This is a genomic window from Campylobacter sp. BCW_4338 (genome assembly GCF_001763255.1).
Taxonomy (GTDB): domain Bacteria; phylum Campylobacterota; class Campylobacteria; order Campylobacterales; family Campylobacteraceae; genus Campylobacter_D; species Campylobacter_D jejuni.
Genome location: NZ_MJYJ01000065.1, coordinates 101,891 through 118,852 on the forward strand (window position 1 = coordinate 101,891; position 16,962 = coordinate 118,852).

General features: G+C 34.1%; 5 protein-coding genes, 2 rRNA genes and 1 pseudogene. 1 reads left to right on the plus strand and 7 read right to left on the minus strand.

What is annotated here, in order from left to right; all coding sequences use genetic code 11:
* Nucleotides 1-2: 2 nt before the first annotated feature.
* Nucleotides 3-3,744 (minus strand): annotated as a pseudogene (locus AJN69_RS08895) (class I SAM-dependent DNA methyltransferase).
* A gap of 229 nt (nt 3,745-3,973) precedes the next feature.
* On the opposite strand from AJN69_RS08895, the gene ggt reads away from it, so the two are divergent.
* Complete coding sequence (gene ggt, locus AJN69_RS08900; protein WP_070288121.1) at nt 3,974-5,644, plus strand: gamma-glutamyltransferase; 1,671 nt, start codon at nt 3,974-3,976, stop codon at nt 5,642-5,644.
* Nucleotides 5,645-5,678: 34 nt separating this feature from the next.
* Here ggt and ccsA read toward each other — a convergent pair whose 3' ends face one another.
* The 6 genes from ccsA to AJN69_RS08930 form a co-directional block, all read right to left on the minus strand.
* Nucleotides 5,679-8,384, minus strand: coding sequence for a cytochrome c biogenesis protein CcsA (gene ccsA, locus AJN69_RS08905; RefSeq protein WP_070243391.1), 2,706 nt, complete (start codon nt 8,382-8,384; stop codon nt 5,679-5,681).
* Entirely contained in the window at nt 8,377-8,961 is a 585-nt protein-coding gene (locus AJN69_RS08910) for a thioredoxin family protein (protein ID WP_002922818.1), read from the minus strand. Before AJN69_RS08910 ends, ccsA begins: the two co-directional genes overlap by 8 nt.
* 43 nt (nt 8,962-9,004) lie before the next feature.
* Nucleotides 9,005-11,074, minus strand: coding sequence for a rhodanese-like domain-containing protein (locus AJN69_RS08915; protein WP_083262301.1), 2,070 nt, complete (start codon nt 11,072-11,074; stop codon nt 9,005-9,007).
* A gap of 40 nt (nt 11,075-11,114) precedes the next feature.
* Nucleotides 11,115-13,085 carry a cytochrome C gene (locus AJN69_RS08920; RefSeq protein WP_070288127.1) on the minus strand — a complete coding sequence of 657 codons (1,971 nt, stop codon included), beginning with the start codon at nt 13,083-13,085 and terminating at the stop codon, nt 11,115-11,117.
* 421 nt (nt 13,086-13,506) lie between these two features.
* Nucleotides 13,507-13,623 (minus strand): 5S ribosomal RNA (gene rrf, locus AJN69_RS08925).
* A gap of 276 nt (nt 13,624-13,899) precedes the next feature.
* Nucleotides 13,900-16,959, minus strand: a 23S ribosomal RNA gene (locus AJN69_RS08930).
* Between the last annotated feature and the right edge of the window lie 3 nt (nt 16,960-16,962).

A 16,962-nucleotide genomic window follows, 5' to 3' on the forward strand; every position in this document is an offset into this window, starting at 1 on the left:
TTTCACTCCTTATTTTCAATGATTTTTATTTCTTCTTCGTTTAGGTTGTAAAGTTTATAAACCAAAGAATTGATTTTATTTTCTAGTTCTTGGATATTTGCGTTTTTGTCTTGTTCTTTGGCTTTTAAAATTTCATCGACTAAATTTATAAGCTCATCGGCTAATTTTTCATTTTTAGAATTTATTTTTGGTATAGGAAGTTTTTCTACAAATATTTTACTCATTTCATAACCACTAACACCTAATTTCGCTCCAATTTGCTTAAAATAATAAAAATTAACATTAGAATTTAGCAATGCCGTTAAATATAATAATTCTTTTTTATTATTTGATTGATGAGATAAGATGAAACATTTTTGATTTAACAAAAAGAATTCATTGTCAAAAAACGCTATAAATTCCTTATTCATATTTGGATACACTATCTTTTCCCTTTCAAATTCTTCATAATAAGCGATATTGTCTTGAGTTTCAAACCATTTATTGCTAGTTTTCTTTCTACAACCTTTTTCTCCGCTTTGTTCTATGCGTGGTAAAAATTGAGATAAATATTGCTTTAAAGCAGGATATTGTTCTATATCGATTTTTAAACTTGGAAAAGTTCCTATCACCCAAAGTCCCGCCCACTCGTAACTATATCTTTTTATATCGCGTCCACGTAGCATTTTGCGCATAAGTTTAGCGGTGCGTTCTTTTTCGGCTTCATCTTTGCAATTTGCTAAAATTTCATTTCTTTTTTCAGTAGTGATGATAAAGGCTTCATTATAGCCTGTTAAAATTCCACGATATATATTAAGCCCATGCCATTCTTTAAGCGGAGTTCCTATGCGTTCTATCTTGGCCTTTAAGGCACTAGTATTCTCATCGCTAAAAGTGAAGCTTTCCTTGCTTAAAGAATTTTGCGAAAATTCTGCAAAGTCCTTATATAAGCCAATGTCATAAGCACAAGTTTTTAAAATTTCATTGCTTAGGGCAAGGTATTTGAATTTATTATCTTTGCTTTTTGATTTTTCAAAACAAAGTATAGAAGTATCCACTGTAGCACTATCAAAAACTTTTATGCCGTTTAAATCAGTGTATTCTAAAAACTTAACATTTTTAAGCAAAAATTCACGCAAAGCTTCCCCATATCCTGCACGCGTGTATTTGTTAGAAGTGATATAGCTCAATACCCCCCCCCCTATCTTTTAAAACATTAAATCCTAGTTCATAAAAATAAGTATAAATATCGCTCGTGCCTTTATAAACCTTATAATTTTTAGCTAAATGGGGCTTGAGTTCTTTAAGCTCCTCTTGTCTTATATAAGGTGGATTGCCGATGATGAGATCAAAGCCTTTGAAATTTCCATCATCGTCCAAAATTTCAGGGAATTCAAAACGCCATTCAAAAGGGTGATTGCTTTCTAGGTTGAAGATATTGTCGTATTCTTTTTTAAGATTTGCAAATTCTTTTGTGGCTTCTTTTTCATCAAAGTCAAAAAGAGTCAAATTCGCACTAACAAAGAATTTCAAATTTTCATCATTTATAGCTAAGAAATTTCCGTATTTTTTAGAGTATTTTTCACATTTGTCGTTAAAGCCTTTCATTTCTTTTTTAAATTTATCCGCAAAGCAGAAATTTTTAAAAGAAATTTTGAGATTTTTTATCTCTTGGTTGATGTGGCTTTTATCTGTGTAAAAGCCTTCTTTATAGTCTTTTACTATGCGTTTGTATTTGTTAATGCGTTCTTTGATGTTAGGATAGTGGTTTAGACTTTTGCCTGTTTCAAAGTAAGATACCAAAGAATTTCCGCATTTTATGTTTATATCGATGTTTGGCAGGGTTTTAAGATCATGATAATTCTCATCATCAAAGTTTTGGTAAAAACTGTGTTTTAAAAGCTCTATCCAAAGCCTTAGCTTGGTGATCTCGCATGAGTTAGGGTTGATATCGACTCCAAAAAGGTTGTTTTCTATGATGTCTTTTTTGGTATGAAAAAGTTCTTGCTGGATAAGATGGGCTTTATCTTTAGGCGTACTTGGGCGTTTATACTCTATAAACTCGCCTTTTCTACCCGTGATGAGAATTTCATCGTTTTGTACTTCTAGGTAAAACTCTTCATCAAAAAGATTTAGCTCATCATAAATGCTCAACATAACATTTAAAGCAGAAACCAAAAAATGCCCACTTCCCACTGCAGGATCGCAAATTTTTATAGAGTTTAAAAGCTCTTTTTGTGCTTTTTTGTCTTCTTTTCTTAAAGACTTTCTTAGTTCGTTTATATTTTTAGCATCAAGATCAAATTGAGCGTTGAATTTATCAATCACAACTTTTGTGATACTTTCTTTACACATATAAGAAGTGATAAAGCTTGGCGTGTAAAAGCTCCCTTCTTTGTAGCCATTGAGTTTTTCAAACACATTTCCTAAAACGCTTGAGCTTATGAGTTCTTTTTGAGTTAAAATTTCGCTTTGCTCATCATCGCTACCAAAATCAAAGCTATCCAAAAATTCAAACAAGTATTCTAAAAGCCCCACTTGTCCTTTTTTAGCCTTGCATTTATCGTCTTTTAGCACAGTGTTTTTATAGTAAAAAAGCTTTAAGTCATTGCTTAAGCTTGAAATTTCAAGTGTGTTTTCTATGCTTTGTTTTTCAAACAAAGAAGAATTTAAATAAGGCAGATAAGCAAATTCGCTTTTCTTTCTCGTGCTTTTTTCTTTGGCTAAAACTTCAAAGAAAAGTTCGCTAAGCTTGTCAAAATCAGGGATTTTTTTGAAATTTAAAAATTTCAAATTTTTATCATCATTAAAACGCACCAAATTTGACTCTATAAGCTTTAAAAACAAAATTCGATTAAGCCATAAGATCAAAAGTTTTAAGATGGTTTCAAAATTTTCTTCTTTAAGCTTAGAATTTATAGCGGTGTAGAAAGTTCCTTGCTCTTCTTTGCTTTCTTCACTTTTTGTGATGATGAGTTTTGAGTTTTGTTTGCTCTCATAAAGCCCTAAGATATATAAAAGCTCTTTGTAAAAAGCGTTGTTGAGTGAATTTGCATCGTTGGAGTTAAACTCACCTAGCAAACAATCTTTGCTAAAAATTTTTAGCAAAGGCTTAAGCTTACTAAAGCTTAACTTATCTTGTTCTAAGATAGGTTTTAAATCCACAAAAAGCCCTTTTAAAGTGCTATCGCCATTTAAAATCTTTTCAAATTCTTGATAAATTTCATCGGTATTGCCTTTAAAAAGCGAGTTTTTGCTTTCAAAATTTTCAAAAGCTTCTTTAAAATACTTGTTTTTGTTAAAAAGCTCTTCAAACAAATCCGCCTTAAAGATAAAAAAGCTATAAAAATCCGTGATGATGATGTGCTTAAGCGATGAATTTAACGCTTTTCTTTCGCGAAGATAGTATAAAATGCACTCATGCAAAGCCTTGCAGTTGGGTTTGCTTGGGCTAAAAAATTCCCTAGAATTAGGCAGTTTTGCTTCGATGATGACTTGAGTAAGACCATCTTTTTTTAAGGCTAAGTCTATACCGCTGTTGCCTTTGTGTATGCTTTTGACTTCGCATTGAAAAGATAAATTTTCAAAAAATTTGCTAAGAGCGTTTGCCACAAGGGAATCTTCGTTGTTTTTGAGATTGTTTTCTAAATTTATTTTGTAGTCTTTTAAAGTTTTGATAAATTCGTTTAGTTCTGTTTCTAAGATAGGCTTTTTGCGGTGGTAGGGATTTAAAAATTCTTTTTCATTTATAGCTTCAAATTTCATATTGCACTTTCAATAAATTTTAAATATTTTAGCAAAAAAATCTCAAGTTTGGTATAAAATTTAAAAGTTACTTTTTGTAATTTTATAAAAAAATAATTATATAAAATGAGAATATTTGATACAAAATTTTAAAATTTTAAATATTTTTATAAAAATATATCATTTTTTAAATTTATCAATACCCCTAGTTTTGTTACAATAATTCTATATATCATTAAAAAGGAGTAAAATGCGTTATTTAGCTATATTTGCGATTTCAATCACGCTAAGTTTTGGTGCAGCTAATCCACCTATACAAGATAGAACGGGCACAGGACTTGTTTTATCAAGTCACGAGCTAGCCAATAAAATAGGCAAAGAAGTTCTTGACAAAGGCGGAAATGCCATAGATGCAGCTGTAGCTGTAGGTTATGCTTTGGCTGTAGTGCATCCTGCAGCAGGAAACATAGGTGGTGGTGGCTTTGCAGTCATTCATCTAGCCAATGGAGAAAATACCACGCTTGATTTTAGAGAAATGGCACCTTTAAAAGCAAGCAGAAATATGTATCTTGATAGCAAAGGAGAAGTTATAAAAGATGCTTCAACTATAGGTTATCTAGCTGCTGGAGTACCAGGAACGGTTAAAGGTATGAGTGCTATGCTTGATCGCTACGGCACTATGAAACTAAAAGACTTGATGGCTCCTGCTATAAAACTAGCTGAAAAAGGTTATCTCATCAATGATAGACAAGAACAAACCATGCTAGAAGCTAAAGATATGTTTAAAGAATTTCCTAGTTCAAGCAAATATTTCCTTAAAAAAGATGGTAGCACTTATAAAAGCGGGGATTTATTTGTCCAAAAAGATCTAGCAAAAACTTTAAAACTTATCGCAAAGGAAGGTCCTGATGCTTTTTATAAGGGAAAAATCGCTGATTTAATAGCAACGGATATGGCTAAAAACAAAGGCATTATCACTAAAGAAGATCTAGCACAATACCAAGCTATTTGGAGAAAACCTGTAGAAGGCACTTATAGGGGTTATGATATCATTTCCATGTCGCCACCTAGCAGTGGGGGTGCTCATATTATCGAAATTTTAAATATCATGGAAAATGCCAATATAGAAAATTTAGGCTTTGCAAGCTCTAAAACTTTACACATAATGGCTGAAGCTATGCGTCAAGCTTATGCGGATAGATCAGAATACATGGGTGATCCTGATTTTGTAAAAATCCCACTTGATAAACTTACAAGCAAAGAATACGCCAAAGAAATTTATGCAAAAATTCCAAAAGACAAGGCTTTACCAAGCTCAAAAGTAAAACCTGGTTTAGGACAAATTCACGAAGGACATAATACCACTCATTATTCTGTACTAGATAGCAAAGGCAATGCTGTAAGCATTACCTATACTATCAATGCGAGTTATGGTTCGGGCGCTGCGGTTGAAGGGGCAGGGTTTTTACTCAATGATGAAATGGATGATTTTTCAATCAAACCAGGCGTGCCAAATTTATACGGACTTGTAGGCGGAGAAGCTAATGCTATAGAACCTAAAAAAAGACCTTTAAGCTCTATGAGTCCAACTATCATACTAAAAGATGGAAAAGTATTTATGGTAGTAGGTAGTCCAGGTGGTTCTAGGATCATCACGACAGTTTTACAAGTGATTTCAAATGTGATCGATCATAAAATGGACATATCAACAGCAGTAGAAGCTCCAAGATTTCACATGCAGTGGCTACCTGATGAAATCAGAATAGAGCCTTTTGGAATCATCAAAGATGTGCAAAACAATCTTGAAAAAATGGGCTATAAAATCACCAAAGAACCTTATATGGGTGATGTAAATGCTATCATGGTCGATCCAAAAACTGGAAAAATCGTAGGCTCCATGGATACAAGAAAAGAATTCTAACTTCTTATTTACCCTTGAAATTTCAAGGGTAAATTTATACAGGATTTTTAAGTCTTCTTTTAAAAAATGCTCCTAAAATTAAAATCACTGTAAAAGCAATGAAAAAATATAAAAATTTAGGCACAGGCACAGGATCTCCTGCTGCATAAGAATGCAATCCTGAAAGATAGAAATTTACCCCAAAATAAGTCATCAAAATAGAATAAAATCCTATAACACTCGCACTTGCAAAGGCGTAAGGATTGTTAAATTTTGAGATAAATCTAAGATGTAAAATCATAGTATAAACAATAATAGAAATTAAAGCCCAAGTTTCTTTAGAATCCCAGCCCCAGTATCTTCCCCAGCTTTCATTTGCCCAAACTCCACCTAAGAAATTTCCTATAGTGAGTAAAGCAAGTCCTATTATCATCGCCATTTCGTTGATACAATGTAAGTTTAAAATACTTTGATCTATTTGAGCTTTTTTTGGATTTCTTAACATAAATAAAATCAAGCTAAATACTCCAAGCAAAAAGCAAAGTCCTAAAAATCCATAGCTTGCAGTGATGATAGAAACATGGATATTAAGCCAATAGGATTTTAAAACGGGCACAAGATTTGTAATTTGTGGATCCATAAAACCAAGATGTGCTACAAAAAGAGAAATTCCAGCCATAATACTTGCAGTACAAAGCGCTAAAGAAGATCTTTTATAAAAAACAAGTCCCGCAAAAGCACAAGCAAAAGCTATATAAACCATACTTTCATAAGCATTACTCCAAGGAGCGTGATCTCCTACATACCAACGAAAGATTAAAGCTAAAGCATGAGCTAAAACACTTAAAGCAATGAGAATGAAAATGGCATTTTTAAGCATTTTTGGAGCTTTTTTAAGGCTTAAAATTTCATAGACTAATAAGATAAAAAGCATACTACCTAGTAAAAGATAAATAGGGGTGAGATTATCAAAAATATTATAATGATTTAAAAAAAGCTCTAAAGAAATTTGAGTAGGTGTAGGGATAAGATTTGATCCATAAAAATTTTGGAAATTTTTAAGTCTTTCTAAACTTTCATCGGCTTTAGAAAAATCTTTGGTACTAAGAGCTTGTTCAAAATCAAAAAAATATTTTGCCAATAAGCTTTGTATATTTTCTATATCCTTTAAATCAAAAGGCATAGGTGTAGCAGGAGAATACCAAGTATAGGTTTTTTGGCTTGGATCAGGAAATATTCTAAAAATTTCTCCGCTATAGATATAAAAAGCAGTGTTGATTTTTTCATCAAGAGCTAAAATATCTTTATCAAACTGATCTCTTAGAGCAGGTTTTTTGCGGTTTGCTTCTTCTATATAGTTTGAAAGTTTGTAAAAATCTCCATCAAAAACATCATCGTAAGCAAGATATTTTTCATTTTTATCTACACCTAAAATTTCTTTTAGCTTTGCAGTTTTTACGCTAATCATTTTTATTTGTCTAAAATGTTGTGGATACATCATCATGCCAAGAAAAATTTGATTATAGTTTAAACCTAAAAAATCATTTTTTTTGGTAATTTTATGGATGTAATTCATCGCTAAAGTATCGATAGGTTTTATCCTGCCATCAAAGTCTTGCACAAGTAAGCTTCCAAAAAGCATAGAATGTTTTGCAGAATTTTCTTTGATATTTTGTATAAGCTTTAAGGTATTTTCATCGGCAAAACTTTTTATATTAAAAGCAAAAAGACAAAAAAGAATTAATAAAAGATTTTTTTGATTTTTAAGATAGTTTGATAATTTTTGAAATCTTGAGTTTTTAGCAAATAAAATCCATAAAAAACCTAAAGTCAGCAAAGTATAGCCTATATAGGTTGGAATTTTTCCAGGATCTTTATTGACTGAAAGTATCGTGCCTTGTTCGTCTTGATCATAAGAACTTTGAAAAAATCTATATCCGCCATAATCTAAAACATTATTCATAAAAATTTTATACTCAAAACTTTTATCTTGATCGATCACTTCGATATCTGAAGCATAAGAAGAAGGACTCATAGAACCTGCGTAGCGATCTAGGATAAAATCTTTTAAAGCCAAAGAAAAAGGCAATTTGATCTCTTCAGGACCCCAGTTGAGTGCAAAAATTTCACCTCCTAGTCTAAAAGGTAAAACATTTTCATTGTTGTAATTTGGAGTGAGTAAAATTTCTTTGCTTTCATTATTAAAAGAAATTTGCATTTTGATGATAGGATTGCTCATTGCATTATGGGCTTTTTCATAATCAAGTAGTTTTAAATTTATAGTTTTATTTTGTTGCATGGAAACTTTTTTCTCAAAACTATTATGGAGTAAAGGATTAAAAGCCACCCCAAAGGATTGATATTCTATAACCTTACCTTCATCATTATAAAGCATTAAGGCTATAAATTCATCTCTTGTCACAATGATATCAGAACTTTGCCCTTCTCTAATGTGCATACCTCCTTCTACGCCAAAATAACGCGTGATTGCAGCGCCAAGTAAAATTACTATAAAAGCACTATGCAAGAGCAAGGAAGCGTATTTTTTTCTTTGCAAAAGTTTATGTATAAAAATAATACCTATAAGATTGATTAAAAGCAAAAAGTGTAAGATATCAAACCATAAAGCATTATAAACTAAGGCTTTAGCAGTATTTGCACCAAAATCATTTTCGACAAAAGTCGCTACTGCACAAGAAAGAGCATAGATAAAAAGTAAAATAAGACTCATCCAAAAGGAAAAAAAGATTTTCTTAAACATTTTTCTCCTTGTATGCTAGAAAAAGTGTTTTAAAAAGCTCATCTTCATTAAGCTTTTGATTTTTTTCATCTTTTAAAATTTCCATAGTCAAAGCAAGGCGTTTAGCACTCATAAAACCAGGATAAATCAGTAAAGTTTTATGTTTAGGAGTAAAAAATATCAAAGTAGGCGTAGCGTCTATATTGAATTCTCTTGAAAGTTCTTCTGTGCTTGTTTTTTTATTGTCGTAATTATGAATTTTATGATAACTTGTATTGATATAATAAGAATTATATGTGTTTTTTAAGATATTTTGAACTTCTTTGTTGTTTTGAATTTCGTGTTTTAATTTATCGCAATAAACACAATTATTTGCACTAAAAATAATTAGCACAGGTTTGTCAGAAAAAACAATATTTTGATTGTCTTTAAAAAATTCTGCGATTTCTTTGTAAGAGTTGAGATCAAGATTGTTTGTATCTTGTTTGTATTGTTCTGTAGTTTTTGTTCCTTTGGAAAGAATATTTTCATCTATTTTTTCATCATTACAAGCACAAAATAATAATATTATAAATCCTAAAATCAGTTTTTTTAACATCAAATCCTTTCATTTAAAATTGCCTAGAAAATCTAGGCAATTATTATTTTAACAAATCCACTATAAAAGCATAAATCATCAAGAATAAAAAGATCATTCCTGTAATCAGCATCAAATAACCTGCTAATTTAGCAATGCCTTTATAAGAATTAAATTTAGAGTTTTTCTCATATAAACTTTCAAGCTTTCCGCTTTCTTTTAGGCGTTGATAATACGCATTTCTTTCTTGTTTAATCTCGGCTTCACTTTGGGTTCCTGAGAAAATTACCATATCCATAGGGAAGCGATCTGCTCTAAAATGAGTATTGAAGAAGTGGATTGCAAAGATAAATCCTGTTGCAAGTAAAGCTTCATCAGAGTGCACTAAAGAACAAAGATTGATCATCCAACCTGGTAAAAAGGTACTAAAGAAAGTAGGGAACCATAAAACCAATCCTGAAAGTCCTATAACAAACATACCCCAAAATACTGCTAGATAATCAAATTTTTCCCAATAAGTCCAGCGGTCAAATTGTGGTCTTTCACCCATGCCAAAAAACCATTTAAAATGTGCTTTCATATCTTTAAAGTCCTGCCAATTTGGCATTAAAGAATCAGGTCCAAAAAGGGCTTTTAAAATTTTCATTTTATCAAGTTTTCCTGTTTGTGGATCACGCACTAAATCTCTTCTTTTCCAGTTTACAAGTATGATTTCTCCAATATGAGAGAAAAAGACTATAAACATAACAATAGCACTAATATGATGCACTATGGTTGCACCGATTGGTCCACCCATAAGATCTATCATGGTTTGCGCCCAAGGAGCGGTATAAAATTTTTGCGGCAAACCTGAGAAAGCAAGTCCTAAGAAACTTGCCGCCATAAAGAAATGCTGAATTTTATGGAAGGTTGAAAAACGTTTGATTAAAACCTTGTCATTGTGTGCATTTTCTTTTGCTTTTTTCCATTCTATAGGATGTGAAAGTCTTGCTAAAATCAGTCTTATACTCCAAAGTAAAGTATGCAAACCAAAGAACACAAAAACTCCTATTACTAAAGCGGTCATAAAGATATAAGCACCGTGAAGTAAAGGATAGTTTTCTCCATCACTATGATCAGCATGTGCAATAAAATTGGCAAAATTTTCATTAGAATTTGGATGACATTGCGCACAAGTTTGAACACGATTTAAAGACGATAGGGTTGAGTTTAAATCTTCAACTTTTAAAATATTGTGTTTGCCGTGACAATCATAACAGGCTGCGATTTTTGGAGCGCTACCGGGACTATTTAATACCATAGCCTTACCATGGAAAGTATCATGATAGCGATCTTGCTTATCTTGATGACATTCGCCACATTTAAAATCACTTCTTTGTTTTAAGGTCATTGCATTCATTAACGGATCGTTGTTGTGGATATCGTGACAAGTGGTACAAGTTGGAATTTTTTTCTTTTTTCCATCTTTATCAAGTTGTATTTGGCTGATATTTTGATGAATGCTGTGTTTAAATTCTTTATCTACATCTTTATGACAACTTGCGCAGTTTTTATTAATAAGTTCCAAATTTGCAGCATTATTGTAGCGAATAGATTTTTTATCTTCGCCTTTTCCGTGGCAATCCCTACAACTTGGAACATCTCCAAAATACATTCTTGAATGAATGCTATCTTTAAAATCATCTAAATTTTTAGCGTTTTGCCATTTTTCTATTTGTTCTTTTTGAACTTTTCTTCCAGAAAGCACCCAAGATTCTATACCATCTAACATAACATAAACATGGGTATAACCTAATTTTTGGCTTAAATTTGCAATATTAGAAGCATCAAAAGTAAAACGATTCGACCCATAAAAAATTAAAGTTGCATTAAAATCATCAGGTAATAAATTTTGCCAATTTTGCGCATCAACTAAAACAGCATTAGGTATATTACCTGCAACTTCTCTTTCTTCCTTGGAATTAATATCCACAAAATATACATTTTTTTGCCCTAAAAGTTTTTCAGCATCTTTCATGCTGATAGGAGTTACACCTTCAACTATACCTATTTGAATTTTTCCGTCGGCAAGTAAAAAAGGGGTTGAAAAACAAAAAACAGCAAGCAATATAAATTTTATTAAACTTTGTTTCAAAATTTACTCCTTAGACTCGCCCAAAAAATGGGCGAAAATTTTATTTTAAAATATTTTTAGCTTCTTGTATATAAACCAAAGCCTCATCTACTATTTTTTTGGAGTAAACAGGACCATGCACACCCCAAGAACCATCTTTTTGCAATTTTTCTGCAATAGCCCTTGCTTGATTTGCCAAAGTAATAACACGAGATTTTTTCTCTACAGAAAGTTTAGGATTTTCAGCCATAGCTTTATCAATTTCTTTCACGCCTTTAAGAATATTTTCATATCCATCTTTTACGGGTTTTTGCCAACCTAAGACAATGTCGTAGATAGTCTCTTGATCTGTAAAATGAAGTTTTTTAGGTAAATTTGATTGAACCGCACTGTGACATCCACTTGCACCTGGCCCCATTAAATTTGGATCACTAAAACTTGTACGTCCACAAGCCCACATTAAATCAAGGAAAAATCTTCCATCATCATCTCTAGCGATGGTCCATCCTGGAGTTTTTGGAGATCTTTCTTTACCTTCTGGCGGATTAAGAGTTTTAGCAGTTTTATCAACTTTTATTTTCCAAATGTGAGAAGCTCTAACATTATCAAATCCACCTTTATCGGGATTTTGAACTGCTCCAAAGTTTTCACAACTCATCATATTTGGCATGTGACAAGCTGTACAATTATCTTTTGAATGAATTCCTCCTTGTTTAAAGAAGCTAGCTTGTGTGTCATGACAATCTGTACAAGTTTTTTTAAGCCCTACTTTAGTATATCCATCTTTCCAATCATTGAAAGTAACCTCATGAGGATCGTGGCAAGTAGAACATCTCATACCCTTATCATAGTGAACTGAACTATACATTTGCGCACCTTCAGTTCCACAAGCTGGACAGCTAGATTTGAAGAAGGCATTAAATGGTTTTCTAGGATTTTTCTTAGCATCTTCTTCATTATAAGAAAATCTTTGATGACATCTTTCGCAGTTTGATGGCATACCTGCACCTCTAGCACCATAAAGATGAGCACCTGCACCATGACATTCTTCACAAGAAATACCTTTTGAAATTGTATGTTTTCTAAGCTCTTGAGTATTTCCTAAAGCTTTATAAAATTCTTCTTTGCTTTTAAAATCAAATTTAAAACTATGACAGGTTTCACAATAAGAACTTGCAGGCTGAAAAAGCATATTTTTACGATATTGTGCTGCATAAGAATTTGTTCCCCAAACTTGAGAGCCATTACCTCCAAATTGTTCCATAGTAGTAGGGAAACCTGGAGAAAATTCTGCTATTTTTTTGGTCATTTCAGGTGTTAAAAACTCACTCCAAAGTCTTGAGAATTGATTACCTCCGGCTACTATTTTTCCTGTCATATTGCTAAGATTTCCATCTTCAACATGATAAGTTCCACGAACCAACCATCTATCAATAAAACCATATTTTGTTCTAGGTGTTCCAATTACAGCATAGACATCATCAGGATAAATTCCATCTGGTAAAATAGTAGATTGTGAGTTATACATAGGTTTTTTTAAATCATTTCCTACTTCTTCAAACTCATCAGGAAAACGAACGGTTTTTGCATGACGTGATCTTTCCCAAGCTTTATATTGAGCAGGATGACATTCACCACATTTTTTTGGACCTACAAATTTGTTTGGAAAATCTAAAAAAGATTCCATTCCTAAACGATAAGTTACTGAAGTATGAGCTAGATTGTTTTGCTGTGCAAAAGTAGGACCATTAGAAAATTCTACATATTCTTCTTCCCTATCACTAATAGCATATTTACCTACTATACGACCTTCTTTTTCATATTTAAACATAGGATGATGTTCTTTAAGATATTTAAAAAACGCATCTTCTTGGTGCACATAACCCTCAAGTGTTCTTGGTTTAGTATCGCCATCTTGTGCAACTTCTCCTTGAATAAGAACATTTGAATTTTCTGCACTACTCACATTTAAAGCAAATCCCACCCCAAGTAATAGGGTTAAAACCTTTCCCTTAGAAATAAGCTTTTTCATAAGATACACCTTATAAATAAAATTTTTAAGATAATATAATTATGAAATAAATAGTTTAAGATATAAATTATCTTATTTAAATTATATTAACTTTTATATATAAAGTTTATGTTAATTAAACTTAATAATTAATAAAATTAACAATTTCATCGTGAATTTATATATTAATTTCTATTTTTTATTTAAAATTATATCAATAAACCAAGTAGCCGATCACCCAAACAACTTTTTTAAAAGAACTAAATTTATACAATCCATACAAATATATTAAACTTTCCAAACTCCTAAAAACACCCTATTCTCTTAAAAACCCTAAACAGCAACAAACTCTTTTTTAAACACAATTCTAAGCATCATCTAAAACAACAATAAAAATAAACATAGGATTTATATATAAAGTAAGCAATGAAGACATTTAACAAGTCCGCAATGAGCTACTTTCCCCCTGCCAGTAAGGCGTAGTATCATCACCCACGATGTGCTTAGCTTCTTGGTTCGGGATGGAGCAAGGCGTTTCCACATCTGTATAATCACGGACATTGTTATTTAAATATTCTTTGAAAGATTTAATTTATAAATAAAGCTTAATCTTTTATTTCTTTATTTTTTTCTTTATTCTCTTTCTTCTTTACTTATCTTTTATCTTTAATAAGTTTTTATATAGAATACTTAAAAAACAATGTTAAGAGCAAGTTCTAATACAAACTCTACTTGAAAGATTTTATTAGCTTAAAAACATAATGTTTATATAAATATTTCATATAAAACATTCAAAGCTTTCTTAAAAACCTTAACAAGGAAGTGATGCTTTATTAAAGATAAGCCAAACGCTCTATTAGTACTGGTCAGCTAAAGGACTTTCATCCATTACACACCCAGCCTATCAAACTAGTAGTCTTCTAGAGAGCTTAGAGAAGATTCATCTTAGAGTTGGCTTCACGCTTAGATGCTTTCAGCGTTTATCCTTTCCAAACTTAGCTACGCTGCGATGCTCTTGGCAGAACAACAGCTACACCAGTGGTTTGTTCAACCCGGTCCTCTCGTACTAGGGTCAAATCTCTTCAATCTTCTTACGCCCACGGCAGATAGGGACCGAACTGTCTCACGACGTTCTGAACCCAGCTCGCGTACCGCTTTAAATGGCGAACAGCCATACCCTTGGGACCTGCTCCAGCCCCAGGATGCGATGAGCCGACATCGAGGTGCCAAACCTCCCCGTCGATGTGAGCTCTTGGGGGAGATCAGCCTGTTATCCCCGGGGTACCTTTTATCCTTTGAGCGATGGCCCTTCCACACAGAACCACCGGATCACTAAGACCGACTTTCGTCTCTGCTTGACTTGTATGTCTTGCAGTTAAGCTGGCTTATACCTTTATACTCTACGAACGATTTCCAACCGTTCTGAGCCAACCTTTGTAAGCCTCCGTTATTATTTGGGAGGCGACCGCCCCAGTCAAACTACCCACCAGACATTGTCCCACTTGAGGATAACTCAAGCTGGTTAGCTACCCAAATAAGAAAGAGTGGTATCTCAACAACGGCTCATATACAACTGGCGTCATATACTCAAAGCCTCCCACCTATCCTGCACATTCTTATCCAAGTAGCAGTGTCAAGCTGTAGTAAAGGTCCACGGGGTCTTTCCGTCTTGCCGCGGGTAGGAGGAATTTTCACCTCCACTACAATTTCACTGGATCCCTCTTTGAGACAGCTCCCATCTCGTTACGCCATTCATGCAGGTCGGTATTTAACCGACAAGGAATTTCGCTACCTTAGGACCGTTATAGTTACGGCCGCCGTTTACTCGGGCTTCGATCAAGAGCTTCGCTAATGCTAACCCCATCAATTAACCTTCGAGCACCGGGCAGGCGTCACACCCTATACATCCTCTTACGAGTTAGCAGAGTGCTGTGTTTTTGGTAAACAGTCGGGAGGGACTCTTTGTTGTAAGTTTCCTTGCTTTCGGAGTAAATCCTAATACAAAGCTAACCACACCTTATACCGAAGATACGGTGCTATTTTGCAGAGTTCCTTAAAGAGAGTTCTTCCACGCGCCTTAGAATACTCATCCCACCCACCTGTGTCGGTTTACGGTACGGGCAACATTAGCTAAACTTAGAAACTTTTCTTGGCTCGACGGCATCAGGGGTTCTTCTATCCATCCGAAGACTTCAAAAAGCCTTTCAGTTCTCGGAGTATTGTTATACGGATTTGCCTGTATAACCTCCTACGACCTTAGACTAGCACTTCCATCCGCTAGCCCCCTTAGCCCTAAGCGTCCTTCCATCGCACACTAATGTTGGTATTGGAATATTAACCAATTTGCCATCGTCTACCCCTTTCGGACTCGACTTAGGACCCGACTAACCCTACGATGACGAGCATCGCGTAGGAAACCTTGGGTTTACGGCGTTAATGATTCTCACATTAATTATCGCTACTCATGCCTGCATGCTCACTTCTATTCGCTCCAGCACTCCTTACCGGTATACCTTCGACGCAAATAGAACGCTCTCCTACCACTTGCACACAACTTAAACTACTTAAACTTTAAACCAAGAATATTTTTACTGATTTTACTAAGCTTTATTTCTATCTTTACTCTATAAAAATCAGTAAAAATATAACTTAAAACATATAACTTAGTTTTTTTATATTCTAAACTTAAATAATCTAAGTTGTGTGCAAGTCTACAGCTTCGGTACTTACTTTAGCCCCGTTATATTTTCCGCGCAAAATCACTAGACCAGTGAGCTATTACGCTTTCTTTAAAGGATGGCTGCTTCTAAGCCAACCTCCTGGTTGTTTAAGTAACTTCACATCGTTTTCCACTTAAGTAAGATTTAGGGACCTTAGCTGGTAGTCTGGGTTGTTTCCCTCTTGACGACGGATTTTATCACTCGCCGCCTGACTGCTGTGATTACATATAAGGTATTCGGAGTTTGATAGGGTTTGGTACATTGGTGTATGCCCTAGCCCATTCAGTGCTCTACCCCCTTATATTACGACACAACGCTATACCTAAATATATTTCGGAGAGAACCAGCTATCACGAAGTTTGATTGGCCTTTCACCCCTATCCACAAGTCATCCCGGGGCTTTTCAACGCCTATGGGTTCAGTCCTCCACTAGTTCTTACACTAGCTTCAACTTGCTCATGGATAGATCACTTCGTTTCGGGTCTGCAGCATCTGACTAAGCGCCCTATTCAGACTCGCTTTCGCTACGGCTTCGCGTTTGCTTAACCTTGCCAGACACCACAACTCGCAGGCTCATTATGCAAAAGGCAGTCCATCACACTGTATTGCTACATAGTGCTCTGAATGATTGTAAGCAAATGGTTTCAGGTTCTATTTCACTCTGATCACCTCAGTTCTTTTCACCTTTCCCTCACGGTACTTGTGCACTATCGATCTGGTATTAGTATTTAGGGTTGGATCGTGGTCGACCCGGATTCAGACAGGATTCCTCGTGTCCCGCCCTACTCAGGATACTGCTAGCTAAGCTTTGTTTTTCGCATACGGGACTATCACCCTCTATGGCTATACTTTCCAGAATGTTCTGCTAAACTCAGCTCTTGCACATTGCAGTCCTACAACCCCCAGTGCAAGCACTGGGTTTGCCCTCTTGCGCTTTCGCTCGCCGCTACTGACGCAATCTCTATTGATTTCTTTTCCTGAGGGTACTAAGATGTTTCAATTCCCCTCGTTCGCTCCTATATAGGTAATGTATATCTCTATACATTGGGTTGCCCCATTCGGAAATCTACGGATCAAAGCTTCTTGACAACTCCCCGTAGCTTATCGCAGTCTAGTACGTCCTTCATCGCCTTTACCAGTCAAGGCATCCACCATTCGCTCTTAGTAGCTTACCTTTT

Bases quoted from the DNA above. Each gene is read 5' to 3' on its own strand.
- ggt (WP_070288121.1), top strand. From the start codon at position 3,974: ATGCGTTATTTAGCTATATTTGCGATTTCAATCACGCTAAGTTTTGGT.
- ccsA (WP_070243391.1), bottom strand. From the start codon at position 8,384: ATGTTTAAGAAAATCTTTTTTTCCTTTTGGATGAGTCTTATTTTACTT.
- AJN69_RS08910 (WP_002922818.1), bottom strand. From the start codon at position 8,961: ATGTTAAAAAAACTGATTTTAGGATTTATAATATTATTATTTTGTGCT.
- AJN69_RS08920 (WP_070288127.1), bottom strand. From the start codon at position 13,085: ATGAAAAAGCTTATTTCTAAGGGAAAGGTTTTAACCCTATTACTTGGG.